This is a genomic window from Balneola sp. (assembly GCA_002694685.1).
Lineage (GTDB): Bacteria > Bacteroidota > Rhodothermia > Balneolales > Balneolaceae > Gracilimonas.
Map to the genome: position 1 here is coordinate 348,625 of NZMW01000004.1, position 12,410 is coordinate 361,034.

Annotated in this window: 8 protein-coding genes; 7 read left to right on the top strand and 1 reads right to left on the bottom strand. The window is 39.1% G+C overall.

Annotated features, from left to right (window positions below):
- Positions 1-159: 159 nt before the first annotated feature.
- Together CL667_07075 and CL667_07080 are read left to right on the top strand one after the other, a co-directional pair.
- Positions 160-2,052 carry a polysaccharide biosynthesis protein gene (locus CL667_07075; protein MAL17456.1) on the top strand — a complete coding sequence of 631 codons (1,893 nt, stop codon included), beginning with the start codon at positions 160-162 and terminating at the stop codon, positions 2,050-2,052.
- A gap of 730 nt (positions 2,053-2,782) precedes the next feature.
- Positions 2,783-3,955, top strand: coding sequence for a UDP-glucose 6-dehydrogenase (locus tag CL667_07080; GenBank protein ID MAL17457.1), 1,173 nt, complete (start codon positions 2,783-2,785; stop codon positions 3,953-3,955).
- Positions 3,956-4,978: 1,023 nt separating this feature from the next.
- Here the strand turns inward: CL667_07080 and CL667_07085 are convergent.
- The gene (locus tag CL667_07085; protein ID MAL17458.1) at positions 4,979-7,423 is read right to left on the bottom strand and encodes a hypothetical protein; all 2,445 of its coding nucleotides are present in this window, start codon (positions 7,421-7,423) and stop codon (positions 4,979-4,981) included.
- Between the two features lie 246 nt (positions 7,424-7,669).
- Here CL667_07085 and CL667_07090 point away from each other — a divergent pair, with 246 nt between their 5' ends.
- From CL667_07090 to CL667_07110, 5 genes are all read left to right on the top strand, one after another.
- Positions 7,670-8,689, top strand: a complete 1,020-nt coding sequence (locus tag CL667_07090) for an oxidoreductase (GenBank protein ID MAL17459.1) — start codon at positions 7,670-7,672, stop codon at positions 8,687-8,689.
- 50 nt (positions 8,690-8,739) lie between these two features.
- Complete coding sequence (locus tag CL667_07095; protein MAL17460.1) at positions 8,740-9,975, top strand: transcriptional regulator; 1,236 nt, start codon at positions 8,740-8,742, stop codon at positions 9,973-9,975.
- Between the two features lie 72 nt (positions 9,976-10,047).
- Positions 10,048-11,070 (top strand): hypothetical protein, encoded by a 1,023-nt coding sequence (locus CL667_07100; protein MAL17461.1) that lies wholly within the window; start codon positions 10,048-10,050, stop codon positions 11,068-11,070.
- Between the two features lie 19 nt (positions 11,071-11,089).
- Entirely contained in the window at positions 11,090-11,593 is a 504-nt protein-coding gene (locus tag CL667_07105) for a phosphoheptose isomerase (GenBank protein MAL17462.1), read from the top strand.
- A 50-nt stretch (positions 11,594-11,643) separates the two neighbouring features.
- Positions 11,644-12,402 carry a hypothetical protein gene (locus CL667_07110; protein MAL17463.1) on the top strand — a complete coding sequence of 253 codons (759 nt, stop codon included), beginning with the start codon at positions 11,644-11,646 and terminating at the stop codon, positions 12,400-12,402.
- Positions 12,403-12,410 lie beyond the last annotated feature (8 nt).

The following is a 12,410-nucleotide window of genomic DNA, read 5'->3' on the forward strand; positions in this document are numbered from 1 at the left end:
GATCAATACTTTTTAATTACAGATAGGAGTCTATTATTATAGACTTCAGTAGTCTTGTAACTTCTTAAAATCAACGGGTTAAAACTCGTTAATTCTTTTTTATAATATTATTTGTATTATTACGGCTCTTGAGGGTAGAAGAGTTGAATACAACAATGGATGATGAAAAATAAAATATTCGAGCACAAGAGCTTTTTCAAAGGGGTTGCAGATTTAGCCATTTGGACCGGGATCACACTTCTGGCTTTTTTATTGCGCCTGGATGGAGACCTAAATGGATTCTTTATTTCAGCACTTCAAGCTACCGGAATTCTTTTCATAGTTAAAACCGCGCTCATTTATTATATGGGCAGCTACCGACAGTCATGGAGAAATACCGGTTTCAATGATATTTTTCACATTGTGGCTATGGTATCCATTCTGACGATTCCATATACCATGATTGTGTTGTTGGGAAGGTCTGTAATCAATGTTCCATTATCTATACCTATCATTGAGTTCTTTTTATCTATTCTTGCCCTTACTTCTCTCCGGGCCGGCACCCGCTTTTTTATTAAGTATCGAATCCCACGGATTAAGAATAACGGTGATACTCGCCGGATTCTAATTGCCGGTGCGGGGGAAAGTGGTACGATGGTTGCGAAGGAAATGCTCAAAAATAAAGATGCCCAAATGCAGCCGGTGGCTTTTGTGGATGATGACCTTTCAAAGCGGAACCAAAAATTTATGGGTATACCGGTCAAAGGAACTATTTTTGATATTCCGAATATTGTTCGCCGGATGAATATTGACGAGATTATTATTTCGATGCCTTCTGAATCGGGAGAAGTAATACGGAGGATAGTTGAGAAATCGAGACAGACGGATGCAAGCTATCGTATTATTCCTGCAATGTATGACCTGTTGAGCGGAAAAGTCTCTATTAGTCAGATACGGAATGTTGATGTGGAGGATTTACTTCGTCGCAAGCCTATACAGCTTGAAACACAGGAAATTCGTTCATATATACAAAACAAACGAGTCTTGGTTACCGGTGCGGGTGGTTCTATTGGCTCAGAAATTGTACGTCAGATTTCAAGGTTTAATCCCAAACATGTAATACTTTTGGGGAGAGGGGAAAACAGTATTCATCAATTGGTACGTGAGATTAATAATGAAATTCCGGACCTAAAATACTGCATCCGTATTTGTGATGTGCGAGACCTAACGACATTGAGCAAAATTTTCGAGAATGAGAAACCTGAAGTAGTATTCCACGCTGCAGCCCATAAACATGTTCCTCTGATGGAAGAAAACCCATCCCAGGCTATTTTTAATAATGTGATGGGAACACGTAATTTGATTAATCTTTCCGTTGAGCACCATATATCTCATTTTGTAAACATTTCTACGGATAAAGCTGTGAACCCAACATCTGTGATGGGCGCAAGCAAGCGTATTGCAGAGCATATTGTGGAATGGGGCTCAAGTCAGGCTAAGAACGGCGAGATTTTTGTATCGGTACGTTTTGGTAATGTATTGGGTAGTCGTGGTAGTGTGATTCCAATTTTTAAAGATCAAATCCAAAAAGGCGGTCCTGTGACGGTTACTCACCCGGATATGGTGCGTTACTTCATGACCATCCCTGAAGCCTCTCAGCTGGTATTACAGGCTGGCGCTCTTAACAATAATGGTGCAGTCTATGTGTTGGATATGGGCGACCCTGTTAATATTGAAAAAATGGCTAGAGACCTCATAAAACTTAGCGGTCTTGAACCTGATTTGGATGTTAAGATTAAGCATACTGGTATTCGCCCCGGGGAAAAACTATTTGAAGAGTTACTTACTGCTGAAGAAGGAACAGATATGACTCGTCATGAGAAAATCTTTATGGCCCGTAAGCATGGAGTTTTAGACAATCTGGAGCAACGATTGAATCAGCTCAAGAAAGTAGCAGAAAGCGGAAACAAAGAGCTTATCAAAGAAGCCATCTATAACTTCGTGCCTACCTATTCTGGCTTTAAAAACGGGGTTAATAGAAAGAAGGAAGAAGCCGAGGATATGTTAGCTTGAAAAAGGTGTAAGGTATTAGTGGTAAGGTTTTGGGTTTTTCTACGCTTTAAATATCCGTTAAATTCCTTTTCTACTCTACTAAAAGCCTGCATTGCTGAATATTGGTCGGGATAAACAACGACGCAGCAACCTCCCTGAATTGAATTAGGATGTTGAGCAACGTCTCGTTACCCCGAGACTGCCACGCAATGTATTTGTTTTACTCATTGTATTGCTCGCAGATGGATACCTTTGCGAGGAGTTTGCGTTACTGAATATTGGTAGGGGATGAACAACGACGAAGCAATCTCCCTTTTATGACAACTGATATAAACAACGACACCGGTTCATCCGGATCTCGCATTCACTCGGGGATGACAAATAGTTGAGTAGAGACGACTTTCTTCCAGTAAACAAGAGAAGGGGTTCAGCCTTTCAACCCTCAAGGTTGGTTGAATGATTATTTCTTTTATAAGATAATGAACGTGGAATAACTCCAAGAGCTGATAATGGGACAAGATAGGGTGAGAGGTAGTGTCAAGAATATGTAGCAATTTGGTATTTTGAGCTATATCTATCTCAAAGATAAAAGAAGTTAAAATCAAAATTAGAGAATGTGACGATATTAAAACCCAAAAAACTTATTATCGGCCGTTTTAAGTACCACTCACATTATCAACTTTAGTATAAGTTTGAAAGTCATAAAACTTCTATATTTGTGGCCTTATTATAAATCAGAAAAATATTGAACATGAAGATTGCTGTTGCCGGAACCGGATATGTTGGCCTTTCACTTGCTGTATTGTTATCACAAAATCATGAAGTGGTAGCCCTTGATATACTCGAAGAAAAAGTTAATCTGATCAATAATGGTATATCGCCTATTACCGATCGGGATATTGAAAAATTTCTTAAGGAAGAGAGTCTGCAACTTAAAGCTACACTTGATAAAGAGGAGGCTTATAAAGGTGCCGAGTATGTGATTATCGCCACTCCCACAGACTATGATCCGGAAACCAATGAATTCAATACCAGATCTGTAGAAGCAGTTATTCGGGATGTGAATAAGATCAACCCTGATGCTACTATGGTTATCAAATCAACTATTCCGGTGGGTTATGTGAAAGAAATTAAAGAGAAATTTGGGATTGATAACCTGATATTTTCGCCAGAATTTCTCAGAGAGGGGAAAGCTCTGCATGATAATTTATATCCATCCCGAATAGTAGTGGGAGAACAGTCAGAAAGAGCCAGGGTTTTTGCCAATTTATTAATTGAGGGTGCAAAGGAGAATGCTGATAACATCCCTGTTCTTTTTACCGATAACACCGAGGCTGAGGCTATTAAGCTGTTTTCAAATACCTATCTGGCTATGAGGGTTGCTTATTTCAATGAGCTTGATTCTTATTGCGAATCACACAATATGAGTTCAAAGCAGGTGATCGAAGGGGTAGGGCTTGACCCAAGAATAGGAGATCATTACAATAATCCATCTTTCGGATATGGAGGTTATTGTTTACCTAAAGATACTAAGCAGCTTTTAGCAAACTTTCATGACGTACCTAATAACTTAATTAGGGCTATAGTGGATGCTAACTCTACCCGAAAGGATTTTATAGCCCGCCAAATTTGGAAGAATGACCCTAAAATAGTTGGGGTTTACAGACTGGTTATGAAACAGGGGTCTGACAATTTCAGACAAAGTGCGATTCAGGGAATCATGAAGCGTATAAAGGCGAAAGGAATTGAAGTTGTGGTTTATGAACCCTACTTGGAACAGGAAGAATTTTATCATTCTCGGGTTATTAAAGATCTGGATGAGTTTAAGGAGATTTCAGAAGTAATTATTGCCAACCGGATGGTAGAAGAGATCCGGGATGTTAAGGACAAGGTGTACACTCGGGATTTGTTTGGAACAGACTGATGAATATTATGAATGTTGAACCCTGAACATTCAACATTGAATGGTGAAGTTTTTGGTTTAGGAGTTTTAAAAAGTCAACATTTGCGAGGAGAGTAAGTTGTCGAATGCAGGATTGGGATGAATAACGACGTGGCAATCTCGACACCATGGCTACCAAGTATAACAACGAAGCTTTTGAGAAAGAGAGGGTGAATTAGTGAGATTGCTTCGGCTGGTAAGTTGGTAATTTGATTGTAGGATTGGCCTGCCTCGCAAAGGGATGTTTCACAAAAGCCCGCCTTTGCGAGGAGCCTGTATTGTTGAAAGTAGGTTTGGATTACTGACGAAATGGCAATCTCAACGCCATGGCTACCAAGTAATAACAACGATACTTTGGAGAATGAGAGAGTGTATTAGTGAGATTGCGTCGGCTGGTAAGTTGGTTATTTGATGGTAAGCCTGGTGTGCCTCGCAAAGGGATGTTTCACAAAAGCCCGCCTTTGCGAGGAGCCTGTATTATTGAATGTAGGGTTGGAATTGCTAACGACGCGGCAATCTCGATGCCATGGCTATCAAGTATAAGAACAAGGCTTTTGGGAATGAGAGCGTGAATTAGTGAGATTACGTCGGCTGGTAAGTTGATAATTTGATGGTAGGCTTGGTGTGCCTCGCAAAGGGATGTTTCAAAAAGCCCGTCTTTGCGAGGAGCCTGTATTGTTGAATGCAGGATTGGGATGAATAACGACGCGGCAATCTCGACGCCAGGCCTCTAAGTATAACAAAGATACTTTGAACCATGATTTAACTGATTAAAGGATTAACAGGATTGATTGGTAGTAATCAAGAAATTCAAATAATCCTATAAATCAAGGTTCAAAAAGAAGGTGAAGAAGTCAGTTTCTTTAACTCCTTTATCGCAGTCAAAGATCGTCTTTAGCTATCTCCCTGCCGATCAGTGACCTTTTTTTTTAAAAAAACTTCTAACATAGGATAAGGAGATCCCGCATCTTCGCATTCACTTGGTACTGAATGACTTGGTGGCTACTAATTCCTTCGAATTTGGAAGATGGTATTTGTTACTATTGCAGCCAAAGAAACAATAGTCGATAATACTGTAATACGTTCTGCAGTGCTTAGCTTTTGCTTCTCTTCTTTTGGAGGAATAATTAAAACGGAGCCAGGTTTCACTTTAGGATAAGATTTAAAGAAAAGGAACTTCTTGGTTCTGTCCACTTCACCATTAGCATAAACTATATATCCTTTCTTTGTATTAGCTTGTTCCGTAAAGCCACCAGCTGCACTTACATACTTACGAAAAGACTTACGATCTTCATATCGGGCATTAATTGGGTAGAGTACTTCACCTCGAATTTGTACCGTCTGTAGCCTTTTGGGGATGTTTATCACATCCCCGGGTTGTAATAGTAAGTCATATTCCGAATTAGGCGCGTTTATTGCTTCTTTAAGCTGAATTCCAACTTGGGACAGTGAGTTTGTTTCCTGAGTAGTTACCGAATCTTCAAGATTGATATCTAAGTCTTCGAGATCTTCCTCGTAGTTTCTGGTTAATGAAGCACCTTCTATATAAGCAAAGTCAGTAGGGCCACCACTATTCTCTACAAGGTCGCTTAGCCTAAAGTCGCGTGTACTTATTGCGTATTCACCGGGGTACATGACTTCACCTTTAATCTGAACGGTTTTTTGAACTTCATAAGAAGGAGATTTTCGAACAAAAACCTGATCAAATGGATGCAGCTCTATCTCTTCTAATTCTTCAGAATATTCAAGCCCATTTTCGATATTTACAGTAATTATTTCTGCAATTCTATTATTCATCTCCCTTGACTTTGTGTCAGGTACCCGACGGGCAATTTCGATATTGTGAGGGGCTGCTTCTTCTTTAAAGCCATTAGCCTGATAAATCAGGTCTTTAAGTGAACTATTTTCAACAAACTTATACGTTCCGGGATTAAGTACAGACCCACTGATCTTAATGGTTCTGAATTCGCGTAAATCAAAAATAGATGAAATCTGCACGACATCATCTTTGATAAGCTCAACTGATGCTGCTGAAGTGTCTGCCATTAGTTTATTTAAATTGACCGGAATAGCTTCAATGCTGTAATCTTTCTGTGTACGGAAAATAACCGCCCGTTCCATGAAGGCATCACCCATTAGTCCTTCAGCATTTTCTATGAGTTGAGAAAGGGTGGGGTTTTCTTCAAGCTGATATTCACCGGGTCTGAAAACAGGTCCTTTTATTTCCACTTTATTTGCAAAGCGATCTAAAATCCGGCCAACAGTAATGATATCTCCTGATTGTAAAACAGTATTCCCATTATCTGGAAAGGGAATATCAACAATCTTTCTTTCGGTATCTGTTTTACGTTCAAGTTTTATTCTTTTTTTGTAAGCAAATTGATTGAAACCTCCGGCATACTCTAACAAATCATTGAAAGTCTCACCTTCAATTGTCTCAAACTTGCCAATATTTTTCGTTTCGCCTTTTAGGGTAATTCTATTTACATATGGATCTATCTTTATGATATCCTGATCTTTCAAAATAATATTATCCGCAAGATTACCGGATATAAGAAAATCGTAAAGATCTACGGTTCTAAATACTTTCCCATCTCTAAGAACTTTAATAGCCCTATAGGTACCATCATTATTAGGGCCTCCGGAAGCATACAAGGCATTAAAAACCGAAGAAAGAGAACTTAAGGAATAAGTGCCAGGGGCTGCTACTTCACCTACTATACTCACTTTTATGCTTCTTACATCTCCTAAAGTAATTTGCATAAAGGTAGTTTTATTATTTCCTGATAAACCGGAATAGATATTTGAAAGCTTAGCTAAAAGTCTTTCCCTTGCTTCTTCTATTGTAAGTCCATTTAAAAAGACTGGTCCAATATTACTTATTTGAATAGAACCTTCCGGACTAATCATTAGTTGATAGGTCGTTTCTGTTGCACCCCAAATATCAATAAAAAGCTCATCCCCTGGTCCTAGCGTATAATTTTTTGGGGTAGGGATGTTTAGAGAGGGTTCAAAAGTAATTCTTGGATTTGAAAAAATGTCTGAACCAAAAATGTTGGAAGTATCTTTTTCTGCAGAATCAAGAAGTACGTCCATAGTATCAGGCTGGAAACCTGAAGATCTTAATGAAGAGTCACCTGGCTTTTCAACTCTCATACGACCTTGCCTTGAAGCACCCGTTCCAATGCTTTCAGATGTAGAAGATCGTACTTGGTTTATTCTGGATCTGAGTTTACTTACTTCTGCCGGATTCATCCCTCGCGCCAGAGCAAGAGTTTCGACTTCAGAAATCGAGAGCCCACGATCCTGCATTCGCTCATAAAGCTGAGAGATTTGCTGATCGCTTAAGTCATTTACACGAATGTTTTCAAAGTCGATACCGAAGTCTTGTGCCTGTATCGATACGGATATAAGAACAAACAGAATAAAACTCGCTAGACGCTTAATCATGGAATATTTTTTTAAAAAAAGAAAATAGTTAACAAGTCTGAATAATAAGGGTTTTCATCGAAAGAGTAACAATAAAAAAAGCAAAATCAAGTACTATGAACAAAAATAGGAAGTAAACACCATCTGTTTTGAGAGTACAAGTAAAGGTCTAATTTGATAATTTAGGATCAAAATTCAGTACTTGCTTTAATAGAATAGAAAGATCAATTTCTGTACCTTTGAACTCACAAATTCCTCAAATATTTTATGCGTAACATAAATTTTTCGGTTATTGGTTTTGGACGGATTGGAAAGCGCCATTCAAAAATTATCCATGAATATGAGTATAGTTCTTTGATATCTATAGTTGATATAGATGAGCAGCAACTAGACGGGGCGGCAGATCTTGATATTACTGCAAAGAAGCATTCTTCTATTGAGAACTTTTTAGAAAATGATGCTCATAGCAGTGATGTTGTCTGTATAGCGACTCCCAACGGCCTTCACACTAAATATGCTACTCAATTATTGAATGCCGGTTATCATGTTGTTATCGAAAAACCAATGGGTATAACTAAAGAGGCTTGTCTTGAAGTTATTGGAGCTCAGGAAGCTTCCGGGAAAAGGGTTTTTGTTGTAAAACAAAACAGATATAGCCCACCTTCTGTATGGATGAAAGGAATTATAGATAAAAAGCTCATTGGCGACGTGCTGATGGTTCAGGTTAATTGTTACTGGAACCGGGATGAAAGGTACTACGGTAATACTACCTGGAGAGGTACTAAAGACATGGACGGCGGGGCATTATATACACAGTTCAGTCACTTTGTAGATTTAATGTATTGGGTTTTTGGTGATATCAAAAAGCCTAAGTCCGTCATAAAAAACTTTACACACCCCGACCTTAAAGATTTTGATGATTCAGGTTTTGCACAATTCGAGTTTGTGGAAGGAGGGATCGGCAGCATGAATTACTCTACTTCGTGTTGGGATAAGAATATGGAGAGCAGTATCACCGTTGTTGGAACGAAAGGAAGCTTTAAGGTAGGTGGACAGTATATGAATGAAGTTGAGTACTGCCACATTGAAGATTATGAAATGCCGGTTTTAGAGGAAACCAATCCCCCTAATGACTATGGTCCTTTTAAAGGTAGTGCTGCCAATCATCATTATGTTATAGAGAATGTACTTGAAACTCTGAATGGTAAAAGCGAAGCAACAGCAAATGCTTTTGAAGGGATGAAAGTGGTTAGTATTATTGAACAAATTTATAATGCTTCAAAGTAATTTTAATCAATCATTCTTTTTTGAAGTGAATTTTTATAGTTAAAGAGATTATGTCTATACCCTTACTTGATTTAAATCGGCAGTACGAGTCTATTAAGCCTGAAATAAAAGAAGCGATAGATGAAGTGCTTGAGAGCCAGTATTTTATTATGGGTGATCAGGTTAAAGATTTTGAAGAGAAAGTCGGGGCTTACTGTAAAGCAAACTATACATATGGATGTGCATCCGGATCTGATGCCCTTTTGTTAGCCTTGATGGCCATTGACCTGCAGCCTGGAGATTACGTGTTAACCAGTCCATTTACCTTCTTTGCCACGGCCGGAGCTATTTCTCGGTTAGGTGGAATTCCCGTTTTTCTTGATATTGAAAAAGACTCTTTTAATCTGGATCCGGTTCAAATTAAAAGATTTATGGAGGGAGAGCATCCTGTTTACAAAAAGTTGAATCCCGATCCTGAAAAAATAAAAGCCATAATACCGGTTCATTTGTATGGACAAATGGCTGATATGGATCCAATAATGGCTATCGCTAAAGAGTATGGATTAAAAGTGATCGAAGATGCTGCCCAGGCTATTGGTGCTGAATATAAGGGACAACGGGCTGGTAGCATTGGTGATTTTGGATGTTTTAGTTTTTTTCCAAGTAAAAATCTGGGTGCATTCGGTGATGCAGGCTTAGTTACTGTAAAGGATGAGAAGCGAGCTAAAGAATTGGACATTCTTCGATTACATGGAGCAAAACCCAAATATCATCATAGTTTAGTAGGCATAAACAGTCGTTTAGATGCCATTCAGGCTGCTGTGCTATCTGTGAAGCTTAAGTATCTAGATGATTGGTCTGATCGGAGAAAAGAAATAGCAAGTCAGTACAAGAGGCTTTTTACGGAAGCGGGTGTGGTTGGTGATCTTGGTAATTGCGCAGGAACCTGTCAAGCTATGGGTGGCAATGATTGTAACTTGGAGGACACGAAAGTTATCCTTCCCAGCGAAACTACAGGGTCGGAAGGTACAGACGGAAGGCATATCTATCATCAGTACACTATTAGGACAAGCAGAAGAGAGGCTGTAGCAAAAGCACTTTCCAATCATAATATCGGACACTCTGTGTACTATCCAATTCCACTGCATGAGCAGGAGTGCTTTGCTTATTTGGGATATGAACCTAAGGATTGTCCTGTTTCTCACTGCGCCAGCAAGCAGGCTTTATCTATTCCAATTTTCCCGGAACTAAGAGATAATGAGATGGAGAAAGTAGTTGAGGTAATTACACAGGCTTTAAAAAGGTAATTATTTTTAAATTTATTACTGCAAGAAGGAATCTTAAATTTCTATCTTAAGGCTTCATAAATACTTTATTCTATGATCTGGGAACAGTCTTTATTTTTGTGGTTTCTTGCTTTGATACCTGCAGGTATTGCACTTGCTTGGTGGAGATCAAATAGAGCCAGAAGTTTAAAAGAGCAATATTTTGGGAAAGAACTCTTTTCTGCTCTTAGGAACGGATATTGGTCTTTGGGGAACAGTTTAAAAACTGTATTTATACTATCAGGTTTGTTCTTCCTGATTGTTTCATTAGCCGGGCCAAAAATTGGAACCGAAGTTCGGGAAGTAAAGCGACAGGGTATTGATATGCTGGTTGCCTTGGATCTTTCAGCAAGTATGAATGCTGAAGATGTTCGCCCCAGCAGATTGGAGAAAGCTAAGTTTGAGATCAATAGATTGATAGAGCGACTAAAGGGTGATCGTGTTGGTTTAATTGTTTTTACCGGGGAAGCGTATCTCCAAAGTCCTATGACGCTCGACTATTCTGCCCTTAGATTATTCCTGGATATTGCAGATACTGATCAGATGCCAAGCTCGGCGACAGATTTTAAATCAGCTATGGAAACTGGTTTGGAAGCTTTTCAGGCACTTGATGAAAATGCGACGGAAGCAGCCAAGGTTCTTTTGATTATATCTGACGGAGAAGATCATGGTCAGTCTTACGAGGAAGCACTAAACAATTTGGTGAATGAGGGCATTTCAGTTTATACGCTGGGTGTTGGTACTACTGAAGGAACGACAATACCACTATACGAAGAAGGTTCGGATGAACTGATTGGATATAAGCGAGATAATGAAGGCCGTGTTGTAACCACGAAGCTGCAGACTCAAACCCTTAGAAGTATAGCCAATCAAGCTGAAGGAGAGTATTACTCTATAGAGCGTGGAAATGACGGGATCGATGGTTTTTTAGCCCGAATGGATGATCTTGAAAAAGGAGAGTTTGCCAGCCAGGAATATGCCGACTATAAAAACCAATATCAGTGGATGGGATCTTTGGCTTTATTATGCTTGGTGGTTTCAGTTTTGATCCCCTCTTACACTTCTAAAAAAGACTAATACATCAAATATTTTCGAAATGACGAATAGCGATAAGGAGCAGCTTTTTAAAGATGTGGAAAAGAAATTAAAGGACCAGGGATTTGAAATAGATGATCACGACTTTGGGCGCCCATGGGGTGGATTTTTTGTTATAAACGAAGATCAGGCTCAGAAATTTATAGATACTTATTTCGATGATGAAGTTGAAATGAGCGATGTCAATATCTCCGGTAAACTAAGCCCTAAGATCTTATTGGTTGAACCCGGTAAAAGACTTTCATGGCAATATCACCACAGGCGAGCGGAAATGTGGCAGGTTGTTGAAGGACCTGTAGGCGTAGTTCGCAGTAAAACGGATGAACAAAATGAGGTGAAGACATATAAAGCGGGAGACCTAATTACCTTAGAAAAAGGAGAGAGGCATCGTCTGGTCGGTCTTAAAAATTGGGGAATAATTGCTGAAATATGGCAACATACTGATCCCAAGAACCCATCAGATGAGGAAGATATTGTTCGACTCGAGGATGATTTTGGTAGATAAATTATTTCTCTCATTGTCTCACTTATTAATTTACTCACTTAAAAAATATTATGATCAAGCTATTCATCACTGATTTGGATGGGTGTATTTCCCACCCTTTTATAAGTCCGGATTGGGAAGCTATTTCAAAAATAAAAGAGTTAAATATCAGAAGTAAGGAAGTTGAAGAAATTCCGGCTCTTACCATCTGCTCAGGCAGGCCATTTCCTTATGTTGAAGCAGTAGCTCAATGGTTAGATATTGACACTCCGATGGTATTTGAAAGCGGGGGAGGTATGTATGATATTAAAACAAATGAAATAACATGGAATTCTCACTTTGATGATCAGGCAAAATTGGCTGTTACTGAAATCAAAGAATGGATCGACAATACGCTGATCAAGAATTATAAAGGCACGTATCCAGAATTCTCTAAATATACGGATGCCGGCTTGGTCAATCCTGATCCTGCTAAAGTAGCTCACATGCATGAGGAGATTTTGAACTACATCCCGGAGAGATATCCTATGTTCGAGGTTCATGCTACTGATATATCCGTGAACATCATCCTGAAAAAAGCCAATAAAGGAGAGGGGATTACAAATCTATGTGAATTGCTTAATCTCGATTTAAGCGAAGTAGCTTATATCGGAGATAGCAGTGGAGACCTGCCGGGTTTAAAGATTGTTGGGAAGTCGTTCGCCCCAATAAATGCTAAGTCGTTTGTGAAAGACACAGCTGAGATTGTAACTAAAGAGACCACAGCAGGTGTACTTGAAGCTTACGAGTATCTAGTTGAGCATAATAAGAAAGAGCTTCAATCAGTTTGATCTGCCCT

Excerpts from the sequence above, each read along its gene's own strand:
- CL667_07090 (MAL17459.1), top strand. The coding sequence starts at position 7,670 with ATGCGTAACATAAATTTTTCGGTTATTGGTTTTGGACGGATTGGAAAG.
- CL667_07080 (MAL17457.1), top strand. The coding sequence starts at position 2,783 with ATGAAGATTGCTGTTGCCGGAACCGGATATGTTGGCCTTTCACTTGCT.
- CL667_07110 (MAL17463.1), top strand. The coding sequence starts at position 11,644 with ATGATCAAGCTATTCATCACTGATTTGGATGGGTGTATTTCCCACCCT.
- CL667_07095 (MAL17460.1), top strand. The coding sequence starts at position 8,740 with ATGTCTATACCCTTACTTGATTTAAATCGGCAGTACGAGTCTATTAAG.
- CL667_07105 (MAL17462.1), top strand. The coding sequence starts at position 11,090 with ATGACGAATAGCGATAAGGAGCAGCTTTTTAAAGATGTGGAAAAGAAA.
- CL667_07085 (MAL17458.1), bottom strand. The coding sequence starts at position 7,423 with ATGATTAAGCGTCTAGCGAGTTTTATTCTGTTTGTTCTTATATCCGTA.
- CL667_07100 (MAL17461.1), top strand. The coding sequence starts at position 10,048 with ATGATCTGGGAACAGTCTTTATTTTTGTGGTTTCTTGCTTTGATACCT.
- CL667_07075 (MAL17456.1), top strand. The coding sequence starts at position 160 with ATGATGAAAAATAAAATATTCGAGCACAAGAGCTTTTTCAAAGGGGTT.